Origin of the sequence: Rhizobium sp. BK377 (assembly GCF_014193935.1) — a bacterium.
In the GTDB taxonomy this organism is placed as follows: domain Bacteria; phylum Pseudomonadota; class Alphaproteobacteria; order Rhizobiales; family Rhizobiaceae; genus Rhizobium.
On sequence record NZ_JACIAC010000004.1, the window covers coordinates 408121 to 423776 of the forward strand.

A 15656-nucleotide genomic window follows, 5' to 3' on the forward strand; every position below is an offset into this window, starting at 1 on the left:
CGATCTCCCTATCGTTTCTGGCCGATATGGCGGCCAACCCCATCGGGGGGAGGCAGCTTTGCATGGGCCGCGGCAATCAGATTCGCCTTGTCGAGGACTGCGACTGGCGCCGGTGTCGCCCTGGCGGCTTCGGTATCGACATGCAGCAGCATCTGCTCGGCAGTGGCGAGCAAGGCGCCGCTTTCAGTGTCGCAGATCGTGTGGAAGAGGTGCAGCCGCTTCTCATCGACTGCGAGAATCTGGCAGGTCGAATGGATCGCCTGCCCGAGCTTGGCCTCGCCGAGATGGCGGATATGGGTTTCGACCGTATAGTAGCTCTGCCCGGCCTCGACATAGGCAAGATCGACCCCGATCAGCCGGAGAAGCGCGTCGGACGTATCGCCGAAAACCTGCAGATAGCGATGCTCCGTCATATGGCCATTATAGTCGACCCAGGCGGGGCTCACCTTTGTCTCGACGAGCTTGAGGGGACCAGAAGGATCGGCCGTAGCGGTTTTCCCGCCGCCTGCGGCCCACAGGGACCGTTCGAAATCCTTCAGCAATTGGCCGGCGCCCCAGCCCTTGCCGTCATTTCCGACCTTCAGCGCCTGCAGGATGCCGACGAGATTTTCGTCGCGGATGCGCTCAAGTGCACGGATCGAAAGGCCGGCGGCCTGTTCGTCCGACTGTTTTCCGATCTTTTCGATCAACGCGTCGTCGAGGTCGACGACGTCGGTCAGTTTCGTCCAGGGCCAGGCTAGGCAGGGTCCGAACTGCGCGAGGAAATGGCGCATTCCGGCCTCGCCGCCGGCAATGCGATAGGTCTGGAACAGGCCCATCTGCGCCCAGCGCAACCCGAAGGAATAGCGGATGACGTCGTCGAGCGTCTCGACGGTGCAGATATCGTCATGGATAAGCCAGAGCGCCTCGCGCCAGAGCGCTTCGAGCAGCCGGTCGCCGACGAAGGCCTCGATCTCCTTGGCGATATGAACGCCCTTCATGCCGATTGGAGCAAGCCGCTCCATCGCTGCCTCGATGGTCGCTTTCGAGGTTTTCTCGCCGCCGACGATTTCCACCAACGGCAGCAGGTAGACGGGGTTGTAGGGATGGGCGACGAAGAGGCGCTCGGGATGTTTCATGTCGCGCTGCAGGTCGCTTGGCAGCAGGCCGGAGGTGGACGAGCCGATCAGCGCGTCCGGTCGTGCCGCAGCATCGATTTCCGTCAATACGCGGCGCTTGAGGTCGAGCCGTTCGGGCACGCTTTCCTGGATCCAGTCTGCACCGGAGACAGCCTCTTGCAGCGACGTTTCAAAGGTAAGCCGGCCGCGCGGCGGCAGCGGCGCGCCGGTCAGCATCCCATAGGCCTTCTCCGCATTGGCAAGAACCTCACCGACGATACGGCTTGCTTCCGGATGCGGATCGAAGACGCTGACATCGATGCCGGCAAGCAGAAAACGTGCAATCCAGCCGCCGCCGATGACGCCGCCGCCGATACAGGCCGCTTTGGTAATTCCTGTCATGCCGTCCTCAGCGCTTCGTCAGCTTCAGTTTCTTGCGGACGTCCTCAGGACCGATGATCCTGGCACCCATGCCTTCAACCACCTGCACTGCCTTTTCGACGAGTTGCGCGTTGGTGGCGAGAGCGCCTTTGCCGATATAGAGATTGTCCTCCAGGCCAACGCGGACATTGCCGCCCGCCAGAACCGCGGCGGCCGGATAGGCCATGGCGTTGCGACCGATCGAAAAGGCCGAGAAGGTCCAGCTGTCGGGCACGTTGTTGACCATGGCCATGAAGGTGTTGAGATCGTCAGGGGCACCCCAGGGAATGCCCATGCAGAGCTGGATCAGCACCGGATCTTCGATCAGGCCTTCTTCGGCGAGCTGCTTTGCAAACCACAGATGGCCGGTGTCGAAGGCTTCGATCTCGGGGCGCACGCCGAGATCTGTCATTTTCTTGGCCATTGCCCGCAGCATGGCGGGCGTGTTGGTCATGATGTAATCGCCGAGATTGAAGTTCATCGTGCCGCAGTCGAGCGTGCAGATTTCCGGGAGGCATTCGGCAACATGGCTGACGCGCTCCGTTGCCCCTGCCATATCCGTTCCCGCCGTCTTCAAGGGAAGGGGGCTTTCGACATCGCCGAAAATCAGGTCTCCGCCCATGCCGGCCGTCAGGTTCAGCACCACATCGACGTCGGCCGAACGGATGCGGTCGGTGACCTCCCTGTAGAGGTCGTTGCGGCGGCTTGCGGCACCGGTTTCCGGATCGCGGACATGACAGTGAACGACTGCCGCCCCAGCCTTGGCGGCGTCGATCGCGGAATCCGCGATCTGCTTGGGAGTAATGGGAACGTGGCTGGATTTCGAAACCGTATCGCCGGCACCGGTGACGGCGCAGGTGATGAAAACATCGCGGTTCATCGCAAGAGGCATGTTTGTTGTTCTCCCTCGTCTTGAGGGCATTACGCGCCAGGACGGGCGAGGATGCTTTGCAATTTCGGAATCGATCGATACATTATCGGAACACCAGAGGGAGGGGACCGTGCTGGAGCGATCGACCGAACGGCTCGACATCGATCTTCTTGTCCTGCCGGACACCAACCTCATTCTCATTGCCTCCGTTATCGAACCGCTGCGCGGGGCAAACCGCATTTCCGGCAGCGAGCTCTATCGCTGGCGCATCTTCACGCCTGATGGAGAAGCTGTGCCCACAACCAGCCACATTGCCATACCGACGCAGGGAACGTTCCAGACCACGGCATCGGATACGCCGCTCTTCGTGCTGGCGAGCTACAACTGGCGGCAAAGTGCGACAGCGGGCCTGAAGATGCAGCTATCGCAGGCGGCACGCCACCGGACGATGATCGCCGGCATCGAATCCGGCACCTGGCTGCTTGCGGAAGCCTGCCTGCTCGACGGCTTGTCGGCGACCGTGCATTGGGAGGATTACGAGGATTTCGCGCTTGCCTATCCGCAGGTGTCGGCCGTCAAGGACCGGTTCGTCATCGACGGCAAGCGGCTGACGACATCGGGCTCGCTGCCGACCGTGGACCTGATGCTGGAGATCATCCGGCGGCGTCAGAGCTATTCGCTGGCGCTCGAGGTCAGCCGGCTGTTCCGCTACGAGCAGCCATCCTTTCATGCCGACGAGGCCTTGTCGGCAGGTTTGCGCATGGATGATCCGCGGGTGGCCCACGCAGTGCGGCTGATGGAGGACAATATCGAGCAGCCGATCGTGCTGGCGCGTCTTGCCCGTAGGGTCGGGATCAGCGCCCGGCACCTGCAGGATCTCTTCCAAGCCTCGATCGGTGCGCCGCCCCATATCCATTATCTTGCCCTGAGATTGAACGCGGCGCGGCGCAAGGTGATAGAGACGACGGCGTCCTTCGCCGACATTGCCGCCGCAACCGGCTTCAACTCGGCCTCTGCCTTCGCGCGAAGCTATCGGGCAAGCTATTCCGAAAGCCCCTCGGAAACGCGGCGACGGCTGCGGCGTCCGGTCAGGCCATCGGAGGCCCGGCCATAGGCTGGAAGGCATCGCGCACCATCTCGGCTAGCTCGCGAACCGCTTCGCTGGACCGAAAGGTATTGCGACGAAGCACGACCCTTGAGGAATCGACCGGCGGAAAGCCGTCCTCGGTCGTCAGCTCCCGGCAGCCGGGTGGGATGTTGCTGCGCGACAGCGTGGTGACGGCGAGACCGGCAGTCACGGCGTTCTTCAGTCCGGAGCTGGTATCGGCAATGAATGCGACCCGGTAGTTGCGCCCGAGCTGGTGCAGCGACTTCAACGCAAAATCGCGACACCAGCTCGAGTCTCTGTAGGTTGCGATCGGCAGCGGGTCGATGTCGTGCAGCCGGTGGACGATCGAGGTCACCCAGACGGTCGGATCGATGCATAGCACCTCACCACTCATTTGATCGCTCCAGTCGAAGACGACGGCGAGATCGAGCTCGTCGCGTTCCAGGGCGGCGATGTTGCGGACAGTATAATCGCAGGAGATCGTCACCTCGACAGCCGGATGACGCACGGCGAAGGCCGCAAGTGCTGCGGGCAGCACGGTCTGGCTATATTCCTCGGGAATGCCGATGCGAACCGGTCCGCCGAGCGGTTTACTGCGGATCGTCGCCGCCGCCTCGCTCAGGAGATCGATGACACGGCGGGCATAGGGAACGAGCTGGACGCCCTGACGTGTCAGCACCACCCCTCGGGCGCCGCGTTCGAACAGTGCTTCGCCGATCGTGTCTTCCAGCTTCTTGATCGCAGCGCTGATCGCAGACTGTGTTCTGCCGACGCGCTGTGCGGCCGCAGAGAAATTGGTGGTCTCGACGACGACGAGGAAGGTCCGGAGAAGATCACTCTCGATGGGCTCGCGCATGGATAGCCATAGAAAAAATCGATGACATCCATCTCTACTATTCGTTTGCCTGATGTCAATTGCGGGTGCAGAAAGGAGGTGCGTTCGACTTTTCCTCCTTCGAGACTGACTTGCGTGACCATTGACCATCCGGCCAGGCACCTCGGTGCCGGCGAGCGCGAGAAAGGCATCCTTCTCGTCATCGCGGCGACACTTGCCTGGAGTGCCAGCGGGGTCTACTCGCGGCTCCTGACGACAGACGTCTGGACGGCGATCGCCTGGCGTTCGTTGTTCGGCGGACTGTTCCTGCTGATCCCCTGCCTGTTCCTCGAAGGCGGGATATCACGAAAGCAATGGCGTTCAGTTCTGCATCCGTCCGGCCTGGCGATGATTGTCTGCCAGACGGTCAGCCAGGGCTGCTTCATCGGCGCGCTCTATATGACCAGCGTCGCGAATGTGACGATGATCTATTCGACCGCACCCTTTATCGCCGCCCTGTTTGGATGGATCATCCTGAAAGAGGGTGTCGGAAGGCGCACGCTGATTGCCGGGGGCATTTCTCTTCTGGGTGTCGTGGTCATCGTCGCCTCGTCGATCGGCGGGGGCACCGGGGTCGGCGACCTGCTGGCGCTTGGCATGACGGTCTCCTTCGCGCTCGTCATCATCATCCCGCGCATCAATCCCGAGGTGCCGAGCCTGCCGCCGACTGTTGTCAGCGCCTTCCTCACACTCGTCATCTTCGCTCCATTCGGCTCGGTCGGCTCCCTTGATCTTCACAACTGGATCGTGCTTGCTGCTTTCGGTGCGACCAATTTTTCGCTGGCGCTTGTGCTCTTCCTGGCCGGGGCCAGGCGAATGCCGCCGGCCGAAGCTGCGCTGATCGGGACGATGGAGATCGTGCTGACCCCGTTCTGGGTCTGGCTTCTGTTCTCCGAGCAACCGCCTGTCGCCACCTTCTTCGGCGGCGCCATCATCTTCGCAGCCGTTCTCTGGCATACCGCCGTCGACCTCAGCCGCAGCCGGCGGACGCATGCCGGCTAGAAAGCGACGCCGATCGGATCGTCATTTCAGGCGGCATGGGTCAGAATAGCGGTTCGATTGCCACTCCCACCCAAGCAAGAGTGCGGACATGTCCTCCAAAGACCCCCTGCTGCAGCCGTTTCAACTCAAGCACCTGACGCTGAAAAACCGCGTCATGTCGACCGCTCACGAGCCGGCTTATTCGGAAAACGGCATGCCGACGGATCGCTACCGGCTCTATCACAGGGAAAAGGCGAGAGGCGGCATCGCACTGACCATGACGGCGGGATCTGCGGTCGTCTCGTCTGACTCTCCGCCGTCCTTCGGCAATCTCCACGCCTATCGCGACGAGATCGTGCCCTGGTTGAAGAGACTTGCCGACGACTGTCATGAGTTCGGTGCGGCGGTCATGATCCAACTCACGCATCTCGGCCGCCGCACAAGCTGGAACAAGGGCGACTGGTTGCCGGTGCTGTCAGCCTCGCCGATCCGCGAGCCTGCGCACCGGGCTTTCCCGAAAGAGGCCGAAGACTGGGACATCGAACGCATCGTCGCCGATTATGCAAGCGCCGCGCAGCGCATGCAGGAAGCCGGCCTCGACGGTATCGAAATCGAGGCCTACGGCCATTTGCTGGATGGTTTCTGGTCGCCGGCGACCAATCGGCGCGACGATGAATTCGGCGGTTCGCTTGACAATCGCATGCGTTTTTCCGTCCTTGTCACGCAGGCGATCCGCAAGGCGGTCGGACCGGATTTCATCGTCGGCATGCGCCTTGTCGCCGACGAGGACTGGGAGAAGGGACTGTCACGCGAGGAAGGCATAGAGATCGCATCACGGTTTGCCCGGTCCGGCGACATCGATTTTCTCAACATCATTCGCGGTCATATCGACAGCGATGTAGCGCTCAACGAGGTCATTCCGATCCAGGGCATGGCATCTGCCCCGCACCTGGATTTTGCCGGCGAAGTGCGGGCGATAACCAAGTTTCCCGTCTTTCATGCCGCGCGTATCGGCGACGTGGCGACGGCCCGTCACGCGATCGCAGAGGGAAAGCTCGACATGGTTGGCATGACGCGCGCCCATATCGCCGACCCGCATATCGTGCGCAAGATTGAGGGCGGCGAGGAGGCACGTATCCGGCCCTGCGTCGGCGCCACATACTGTCTTGACCGTATTTATGAGGGCGGCGAGGCGCTCTGCATCCACAATGCGGCGACTGGCCGTGAAGGGCAGATTCCGCACGAGATCGAAAAGGCAGACATCCGCCGCAGGGCGGTCGTGGTTGGTGCGGGTCCGGCCGGCCTCGAGGCCGCCCGCGTGCTGGCCGAGCGTGGGCATGCGGTCGACGTTCTGGAGGCAACCGGAAAAGCCGGCGGTCAGGTCAATCTTCTGGTTCGCAATCCCCGCCGCAAGGAGATGATCGGCATCATCGACTGGCGGCTGGCGGAGCTGGAGCGGCTGGGCGTTCGAATACGCTATGATGTCTACGCAGAGGCGAGTGATGTGCTTAGTCTCGAAGCCGACCTCGTCGTCGTTGCGACCGGCGGCATTGCCCAGCAAGCTGAACTCGATTCAGGCGAGGAACTCGTAACCTCCTCCTGGGATATCCTTTCGGGCGGAATCAGAGTGGCCGATACCGTCCTGCTCTTCGACGACAATGGTGGGCACCCAGGCATGTCGGCGGCTGAAGTGATTGCCAGAACCGGTGCCGAGCTCGAGCTCGTTTCACCCGAACGCTTTTTCGCGCCTGATGTGGGAGGCATGAACCACGTGCCCTATGCCCGTGCGTTTGCGGAGCGGAACGTCAGAGTCACCATCAACACGCGTCTCAAGTCGGTGCGACGTGACGGCAATGTCCTTGTTGCTGTGCTCGGGTCGGATTTCGCAGACGGCACACAGTGGGAGCGCCGTGTCTCCCAGATCGTTGTCGAGCATGGCACAATTGCCAATGACGAGCTTTATCGTGAGCTAAAGCCGCTCTCGCGAAATCGTGGAGCCGTGGATTATGCCGCCCTTATCAATCGTCGGGCGCCGCTGCCAACGCGCAACAGCGAAGGACATTTCGACCTTGTACGGATCGGCGATGCGGTTTCCAGCCGCAACATCCATGCGGCCATTTATGAGGCTCTGAGGTTCTGCTCGCTGTTTTGAGCTCTTTATAGCTGAGCTCGGTTATCCTGATGGCGCCGCTCAAAGGTGCGGGATGCGGTCGGTGCGAGGATCGATAGACGAACTAGGTCTTTGAGTGTCGTCGATCATGTCGGCATCGCCCTTTGGGGCCTGATTCAACGAGCGGAAGCCTATCAACAAGCTCGGCAAACGCGTGTCAGCGAGTAAATTGTATAGCGGAGGACGGGGAGAGTGGGGTCGGCTGCAACCTATCCTTGACTCCAATAGCCTGCTATCCGACAGTGTCGCCTGTTAAATCCATGGGGATTCGATGGGCCTCACGAAAGGCTTCACGATTGTCGGCAGGGCTGCGATTGCCGCTATCGTGTCAATGTTCCTTGCACTCTCGCTCGTCTTGGGCTTTTGGCTGCATTCGAGCTACATCTCCGCGATCATGCGTGGAGAAGATCAGGTCACGGCCACGGCCAAGATCGTTGCCACCAACGCGATCTGGATCAATTCGCTTGCGCGCCAGACCCTTTTCCGCATGGATGATGCGTTCGGAACGACGGCGGCCCTGCCAGCGGAGGAGCGCATTCGGCGGTTCAACGCCGCGACGGCCGAATTGCCGACCACGGCGACCGCCTATGTGGTGGCTGCGGACGGGAAGCTGCTCTATTCGACCGACCGGGAAAGCAGCCCAGCCGACATTGTCGACCAGACCTATTTCCGCCGGCTGGCCAATGGCGCAGAGGACCATACGTCGGCGATGACGATCATGCGCAACACCGATCGCCATATTTTCCTCTCGGCTGCGCGCATCGAACGGAACGATAGGTTCGAAGCCGTGGCGATCCTGGCGTTTGATGTCGGGATGCTGCGATCGATCTGGGACGCTGCCTCGCTCGGGCCGGGCTCTACGGTGAGCTTCCTGAGGCGGGATGGAAAGCTGATCGCCAGGTATCCCGAGCCGAAAGAAGCCGTCGATCTTGGCAGCTACGTCCTCTTTACCGACTATATGCGTAAGGCGACATCAGGTTCTTATGTGTCTGTCTCCCCCGTCGACCAGGTCAGAAGGCTGGTGGCATACCGCATCGTCGAGCGGACGCCGTTCGTCGCCATCGCGTCAGCCGACACTGCGGCAATACTCAAGCCCTTCTGGACCGATGTCTCGATTGCCACGCTGATCGTTCTTCTGGCTCTTTGTGCGGCTGTGATCGGCGGATTGAAGATCCTCAGCCTGGCGCATGCGGACGCGCGCCACACCGGAGAACTTGCCGAGGCGCTTCGAACCAATCAGGTGCTGATGCGGGAAATTCATCACCGGGTGAAAAATAACCTGCAGACGGTGATGGCGCTCATCCGGCTGCAGGGCCTGCGGCCTGAAACCGTCCAAAGGGTGAACGAGCGGATCGTCGCAATGTCGGCGGTGCATGAGCAGATGTACGGCTTCGATCAGTTCAGCAGCGTCACTGCACGGCAGTTCGTCCCGAGCCTGGTTCGCACATTGGTCGGGCTGCACGATCGCGAAATCAAGCTGACCTTCGAGATCGACGATATCAGGATCGATGCGGACAAGGCCACGCCATTTGCATTGCTTTTGAACGAACTTCTGACAAACAGCATGAAATACGCCTTTGTCGGCCGGACCGGCGGACATATTCGCATAAGGCTGCTTGAGCGTCCCGACGGCAAGGTCCTCCTTGAAGTGGCCGACGACGGCATCGGATATGAGCCGGCTGCAGCGAAAGCCGGGATGGGAAGCAGGTTGATCAAATCCTTCGTCAGCCAGATGGATGGGACCTACGATACCGAGCGAGCTCAGGGCACCGTCTTCACCGCCCTGTTGGCGATTGCCGTACGATGACGCGTCGGCCATGTGGCCGGACGCAACGCTTGCAGGACATTTAGAGCGGCAGACAACATCGCGATGGTCCAGCGCCACTCCCTTTGACGAAATCCCGAAGCGCCGCTTTACGGACTTTGCCGGAGCGCTACCGTCGGAACTCTGGCGCGATCCGTGAGTTCCTCTCCGTCGCCAGGGGTGAACGGTTGAACGACAAGCTTATATCAGACGTGCGAATGTGCGGGAGGGGTGATGTTCGAAGGTTTCGAGCTTCAATATGTCGCGATTGCCGAAGGGGCGATCCGTCTGCGCATCGGTGGCAGCGGACCGCCGGTTCTTCTCCTGCACGGACATCCGAGAGCCCATATGACGTGGGGAAAGGTGGCCGACCTTCTGTCGCCGTTCTTCACGGTCATCTGCCCGGATCTGCCGGGCTTCGGACGGTCCTACATTCCCGCCGATACCCACGACAGCCGCCATTCGTCCAAGCGAGCGAAGGCTGCGGCGCTCGTCGACATGATGAAGGCGCTCGGCTTCCGGAAGTTTGCCGTGGTTGGCCATGATCGCGGCGCCCTGAGTGCCTTTCGCATCGCAATGGACCATGCAGACCATGTCGACAGGTTGGTGATCATTGACGGCCTCCCCGTGCTTGAGCATCTGGAGCGGGCGAACTGGGAGTTCGCCCGTGATTGGTATCATTGGTTTTTCTTTGCCCAACCCGACAAGCCCGAACGTGCGATCCTGGCCGATCCGCTCGCCTGGTACGACACGCTGCGCCCGGACGCGATGGGACGGCAAGCCTATGATGATGTCCTCGAGGCGATCTCCAATCCGCTCGTCGTCCATGGCATGATCGAAGACTACCGTGCCGGCATCCGCGTCGACCATATCCACGACCGGCAAGATCGCGACGCAGCTCGCAGGATCGCCTGCCCGACGCTGTGCCTGTGGTCGCAGCGCGACGACCTTGAACAGATCTATGGCGATCCGCTGGCGATCTGGGAGACATGGGCACATGACCTGCACGGTTTCGGCATCGACAGCGGCCATCACGTTGCGGAGGAAAATCCGTCGGCGCTAGCGCAGGCGATTTCGGCCTTCCTGGGACAAGAAATGTGAAGCAAAGCGCAAGCGCGCACGGAACAGACGCCCATGGGTTTTGTTTTCTTCTCGTAACCAGAGGTTTGGAGATGGCCGACCGTCCCCAACACGATCCCTATGGATCGACCGAGACGCAAACCGCCTATGACGCCAAGGAACGTCCCGGCTCGAGCCGAGGTCTCGCCTTGTCCGCCTGGGCAATTATTGCCGCCGCTATATTCCTCGTTCTGTGTGTCCTGGGCCTCGTGCTGGCGCCGGAAGCGCCCTCGGAGTCGCCAGCAATTGGCTCCGCCGCTCAGCTACCGCCATCGCGCGATGCGGGACACAACTGATGCATTCGGGATTCGGCTCCGCAGCCCTTATTCAGGGGGAAAGGTCAGCCTTGTCCCAACTTGGCATTGCAAGTTTCCCGCTCTGGATTATTTGATAGGGCTCGAAGAACACATCCGGAGGTCCGTTGAACAAAACCCGGCCAGCGCTCCTTCTCATTACCGCCTCGCTCATTCCGGTCATCATACTGGCGGCGCTGATGGGAAGGTTCTTCATCAAGGAGCAGCAAACAGCTCTTGACGACGACATTCGCGGCCGGGCAGCGACGTTGGCCGCCACTCTTCAACGTGAACTCAAGAGCCAGGCTCAATTGCTCGCGGTCGTCGCCGATTCCCCGCGCCTCGACCCTCCAATCCCGCGCGCCGCCTTTGCCGAGACTGCGCGGCGTTTGCTCGATCGGGTGCCTGAATGGGAGCAGATCAGGATTTCGAACGAGAAGGGCGAAGTCGTTCTGGCGTTTCCCCCGCTCGATCCGTCGGCAGACGCGCCTGTTGCGGACATGGAAAGCCATGACGCGGTCGTTCGCACAGGTGCCGCCGTGGTCGGCAATATCGCCATTGGACCCAACGGACAGGCGGCCTTTGCGTTGCGCGCCCCGATCCAAAGGAACGATCGTTTGAGGGCCGTCCTGTCGGTGGTGATCCGTCCGGCGATGGTGACCAAACTGCTCTATGCCAACGGACTTCCAGGGTCCTGGTCGGCTTGGATCGTCGATGGGCGCGACCGCCTTGTGGCATCGACCGGCGCTCCCGCCCTTGCCGGTAATCCGGCCAGCGAATTTGCAAGCTTTTCCGGCGAGGATTTCGGCGCGGCCACCCTCAAGGACGGGATGGACCTTCGGGTCGCCGAGGTCGCGCTCGCTGACACCCCTTGGCGGGTAAGGGTTGGTCTGCCGGTCTCCGACTATCAGCGGCTGGCGCGCAAGGCCACCGTGCTGCTTGTGACGGCGAGTTGTTTTACGCTCCTGTTGTCCGGCTCGGCTGTATTTCTCTTTTACAGGGAAGTGCGCGCCAGAAACCGTGAGCGGGAGAGCATGGCCAACTGGCAGCGGATGGATGCGCTTGGAAAGCTGACGGGGCAGGCCGCCCACGATTTCAACAATCTCCTGATGGTCTTCCAGTCCGGAGTTGAGGGCATCAAGCGACGGCGAAACGACGAACAGCGCGTGACGCAGCTTCTGACGCATATGAGCGATGGCGTGGTACGAGGAAAGGCGATCACCCAAAGGCTGTTGTCGTTTTCAAGACGTTCCAACCAGGGCGCCTCCCAGGTCGAACTGGACGTCAGGCTTGCCGAACTGTCTCCGCTGCTGCGCCAAGCCGTCAATGACACGATCCTGATGGAGATCAGGGTGCCGGAAGATACCTGGCCGATTCACGTCGATCCTGCTGGGCTTGAAATTGCCCTGATCAACATCCTGACGAATGCGCGCGAAGCCATGACGGGAGGCGGACATGTGATCATTTCCGCTCGCAATGTGCTCGACGCGTCGACGGAGGGTTCCGGCCTGAAGGGGCCGTTCGTCGCGCTGACGATTTCTGACACCGGGACCGGCGTTGCCCCGGAAAATCTTGCACGGGTGTTCGAGCCGTTCTTTTCCACCAAGAAGAATGGTGGCACGGGTCTCGGCCTCACGCAGGTCCATAGTTTCGCCAGCGGCAGCGGCGGTGCAGTCAAGGTCGCAAGTCTGGCCGGCCACGGCAGCGCCTTCACCTTGCTTCTGCCGCGATCAAACGAGCCGCGGGCGGTGCGTGCGGAGCCGGCCCCTTCGGCAAACCTTCCCCGTACGATCATGATCGTCGACGACACGCCGGCATCGCTGGAATCCGTACGACTAGTGCTCGACGGCATCGTGCCGACGATCTTCGCAGCCGCAGGTGGACCCGAGGCGATCGAGATCCTGGACCGTCATCCTGAAATCGAAGCGGTCGTCAGCGATATCATGATGCCAGGCATGTCAGGCATCGAGCTTGCCGAGGAGATCCGCCGCAGAAACCCGTCTCTGCCCGTCGTGTTGATGACCGGCTATAGCGACAGGCTGGAGGCAGGTACGGAAGTGGGATGTCCGGTCGTCCCGAAGCCCTTCAAGATCGAGGATCTGGCCGCCTGCTTCGAGGAGGCGAAAATCCCGGTCGTCCAATCGGCAAACGTCGTGCGTCTGGAAATTCCGACGAAGGGCTGATCGGCGCTGACGCCGCATATCTACTCCTTCGATCGATCGATACGCTGATATCATCAGCTCTTATCCTTTCGAACGGAACCCCGGTCAATCTTTGCCGTTTGCCCTTGAAGACAAGGCGGTCACGGATCACTGAGCCGCTCTGTCAGACAATTCGGTTGGAGCTGTAGTATTATGATTACTAGCCAACAGCTGCGTGCAGCGCGCGCGCTATTACATTGGGAACAGAAGGACCTTGCCGAAGCCGCGCGGGTTTCATTGCCGCTGATCCAAGAACTCGAAGCCGTGCCAGGACAGCTGGAGGCGGAGTCGCGCGCAATTGACGCGGTCGTCAACGCTATCCAATCGGCCGGTGTTTCGTTTCTCGACGGAAACTACTCAAGCCCGGGCGGACCCGGCGTGCGGTTCAGCCAGCCGGCTGGGACGAACGTCGATACCACCGAAGACGAAACGATCCAGTACCGTGAGTTTTACGAAAATGATGCTCCGCCCGGCGCAGGCGGCTGAGACCGCCGGCGTCGGGGGGACCTGACGAAGGTTCGGACAGGCCGATGCCGCGATTTGTCCTCATTTTGTCGGCGGCGAAGCTTTGCCAAGCTTCACGGCGGGCTCCCGGCCCCAGACCCTCAGCTTGCCGAGTTCGGTGACGAAGGCGGCGATGCCGTCTTCCCCAGGCAAGCTCAGCACGCCCTCGTCGATGTTTTCGGAAATTCCAGCCTTTTCGAGCAGCGGCAGTGCCGACGGGTCGTAGCCTATGAACTTGCAGTGCTGGAAGGCATCGGCGACGAAGTCGCGAGCCGTCGCCTCCTTGACGAGATCCTCGATGGCCGCCGGCGAGGTCAAAAGTGCTATCGCATCGAAAAGCACGGAGGGTCCGCCATCGATCATATGCTGTGCTTCGACCCAGGTGCCGTCCGAAATGGTCACGCCACCGACCTTTGGAGCGATGAGTTCGAAGACGGCTTTCTGTTTGACGAGCGCCGCCGTCAGGTCCTGGAGCAGTTTGGCATCGGCACCGTCGGTGATCAGGATACCAAGCTTGCGGCCCTCGAAGCGACCTGGACCGCGTTTCAGGATGCTGAGCGCCGGCGAGGGCTCCAGGTCCTGACGCGTTGGAACGGCGGCATCGGCCGGCTTCGGCAGCGACTGCAATCCAAGCTTTTCTGCAACGGTGGTCGCGAGCGTTTCATCGATATTGATAAGATGAGATACCATCCGCTCGCGGATGACAGGGTTTTCGACCTTGCTGAGTTCGAAGGTCAGCGCCATGGCGATGTGGCGCTGCTCAGGCGGTGTCTGGCTGATGTAGAACTGGCGCGCCTGGCTGTAATGGTCGGCAAAACTTTCCGGACGCAGCCTGACCTTTGGACCCTGTTCCTCAGACGCGAAGTGTCGAAAGCCTTTCTGAGGCGATTCCCGCGGACCCTCGCCCCAGGAGTTCGGCTGGTAGTTCACCCGGCCGACCGGATTGCGCATCGCCATGTGGCCGTCCTGCTGAAAGGTATCGAAGGGACATTTCGGCGCATTGATCGGCAGATGCGTGAAGTTCGGCCCGCCGAGACGCTTGAGCTGGGTGTCCAGATAGGAGAAGTTCCTGCCCTGCAGAAGCGGATCGTCGCTGAAGTCTATCCCTGGCGGAACGTTCTGCGTCATGAAGGCGACCTGTTCCGTCTCGGCGAAGAAATTGTCGGGCATGCGATCGAGGACAAGCCGACCGATAGGCTGAACGGGAAGAATTTCTTCGGGGATAATCTTCGTCGGATCGAGCACGTCAAAATCAAAGGCGTCGGCAAACTCCTGATCGAAAAGCTGGACGCACAATTCCCATTCCGGAAAGTTGCCCGACTGGATTGCCTGCCAGAGATCGCGACGATGGAAGTCAGGATCGGCGCCGTTGATCTTCACCGCCTCGTTCCAGGCGACAGACTGCAGGCCGAGTTTAGGCTTCCAGTGGAATTTGACGAAGGTCGATTGATCCTTGGCGTTGACGAAGCGGAAGGTGTGGACGCCGAAGCCCTCCATGAAGCGGAAGGAGCGTGGGATCGCCCGGTCCGACATGACCCACATGATCATATGCATGCTTTCCGGCGTCAGACTGATAAAATCCCAAAAGTTGTCATGGGCGGACTGTGCCTGCGGGAATGCTCGGTCCGGCTCCGGTTTCACGGAATGGATAACGTCGGGAAACTTGATGGCATCCTGGATGAAGAAAACGGGGATGTTATTGCCGACGAGGTCCCAGTTTCCCTCCTTGGTGTACATTTTCACGGCAAAGCCGCGCACATCGCGCGCAAGATCGAAAGACCCCTTGCTGCCGGCGACCGTCGAAAAGCGCACGAAGACGGGCGTCTTCTCGCCAGGGCGCTGGAAGACGTCGGCCCGAGTATAGTCAGCAAGGGACTTATAGGTCTCGAAGAAACCATGCGCGCCGTAGCCGCGCGCGTGGACGACGCGTTCGGGAATGCGCTCATGGTCGAAATGGAAGATCTTTTCCCGGAAATGGAAGTCATCGATCAATGCCGGTCCGGGTGCTCCGATGTGCAGGCTGTTTTGATCGTCGGCTACGGCTCCGCCTTGGGCGGTGGTCAGGGTCGGATAGCCATCTTCGGCGAACTGATGAAGCTCGCCACCTTGACCGCGATGGAGTTTCTGGTCGTGGACCGCCGCTGTATTTGCTTTGGCAGTCGTCGACGTTTTCTTGGCCATTGTCTCAATCCCTTACGATCTGTGTGAACAATG

Annotated in this window: 12 protein-coding genes; 8 read left to right on the forward strand and 4 right to left on the reverse strand. The window is 60.9% G+C overall.

The genetic code is table 11. From position 1 onward, the window contains the following. Positions 1 to 8: 8 nt before the first annotated feature. Together FHT92_RS19010 and FHT92_RS19015 are read right to left on the reverse strand one after the other, a co-directional pair. Complete coding sequence (locus FHT92_RS19010) at positions 9 to 1499, reverse strand: carnitine 3-dehydrogenase (RefSeq protein WP_183828206.1); 1491 nt, start codon at positions 1497 to 1499, stop codon at positions 9 to 11. A 7-nt stretch (positions 1500 to 1506) separates the two neighbouring features. Continuing rightward, positions 1507 to 2409 carry a 3-keto-5-aminohexanoate cleavage protein gene (locus tag FHT92_RS19015; RefSeq protein ID WP_183828209.1) on the reverse strand — a complete coding sequence of 301 codons (903 nt, stop codon included), beginning with the start codon at positions 2407 to 2409 and terminating at the stop codon, positions 1507 to 1509. A gap of 109 nt (positions 2410 to 2518) precedes the next feature. On the opposite strand from FHT92_RS19015, the gene FHT92_RS19020 reads away from it, so the two are divergent. Next, positions 2519 to 3502, forward strand: a complete 984-nt coding sequence (locus FHT92_RS19020) for a GlxA family transcriptional regulator (RefSeq protein WP_183828212.1) — start codon at positions 2519 to 2521, stop codon at positions 3500 to 3502. On the opposite strand, the gene FHT92_RS19025 is transcribed toward FHT92_RS19020, so the two are convergent. Then, positions 3477 to 4352 (reverse strand): LysR family transcriptional regulator, encoded by an 876-nt coding sequence (locus FHT92_RS19025; RefSeq protein WP_007822164.1) that lies wholly within the window; start codon positions 4350 to 4352, stop codon positions 3477 to 3479. The two genes, FHT92_RS19020 and FHT92_RS19025, sit on opposite strands and share 26 nt — an antisense overlap. A gap of 114 nt (positions 4353 to 4466) precedes the next feature. Between FHT92_RS19025 and FHT92_RS19030 the strand changes: the two genes are divergently transcribed. The 7 genes from FHT92_RS19030 to FHT92_RS19060 all read left to right on the forward strand — a co-directional run bounded on the left by FHT92_RS19030 (position 4467) and on the right by FHT92_RS19060 (position 13424). After that, entirely contained in the window at positions 4467 to 5372 is a 906-nt protein-coding gene (locus FHT92_RS19030) for a DMT family transporter (protein ID WP_113116468.1), read from the forward strand. 88 nt (positions 5373 to 5460) lie between these two features. Continuing rightward, on the forward strand, positions 5461 to 7503 hold the full coding sequence (locus FHT92_RS19035; RefSeq protein WP_183828215.1) for an NADH:flavin oxidoreductase: 2043 nt from the start codon (positions 5461 to 5463) through the stop codon (positions 7501 to 7503). A 289-nt stretch (positions 7504 to 7792) separates the two neighbouring features. Continuing rightward, the gene (locus tag FHT92_RS19040; RefSeq protein ID WP_183828218.1) at positions 7793 to 9328 is read left to right on the forward strand and encodes a sensor histidine kinase; all 1536 of its coding nucleotides are present in this window, start codon (positions 7793 to 7795) and stop codon (positions 9326 to 9328) included. A gap of 231 nt (positions 9329 to 9559) precedes the next feature. Continuing rightward, positions 9560 to 10426: an alpha/beta fold hydrolase gene (locus tag FHT92_RS19045; protein WP_183828220.1), complete on the forward strand. Its 867-nt coding sequence runs from the start codon at positions 9560 to 9562 to the stop codon at positions 10424 to 10426. A 71-nt stretch (positions 10427 to 10497) separates the two neighbouring features. After that, positions 10498 to 10740 (forward strand): hypothetical protein, encoded by a 243-nt coding sequence (locus FHT92_RS19050; protein WP_183748169.1) that lies wholly within the window; start codon positions 10498 to 10500, stop codon positions 10738 to 10740. Positions 10741 to 10865: 125 nt separating this feature from the next. Next, positions 10866 to 12920, forward strand: a complete 2055-nt coding sequence (locus tag FHT92_RS19055) for a response regulator (protein ID WP_183828223.1) — start codon at positions 10866 to 10868, stop codon at positions 12918 to 12920. Positions 12921 to 13091: 171 nt separating this feature from the next. Beyond that, entirely contained in the window at positions 13092 to 13424 is a 333-nt protein-coding gene (locus FHT92_RS19060; protein WP_183748173.1) for a helix-turn-helix transcriptional regulator, read from the forward strand. Positions 13425 to 13484: 60 nt separating this feature from the next. On the opposite strand, the gene catE is transcribed toward FHT92_RS19060, so the two are convergent. Continuing rightward, on the reverse strand, positions 13485 to 15623 hold the full coding sequence (gene catE, locus FHT92_RS19065) for a catalase C (RefSeq protein WP_183828227.1): 2139 nt from the start codon (positions 15621 to 15623) through the stop codon (positions 13485 to 13487). Between the last annotated feature and the right edge of the window lie 33 nt (positions 15624 to 15656).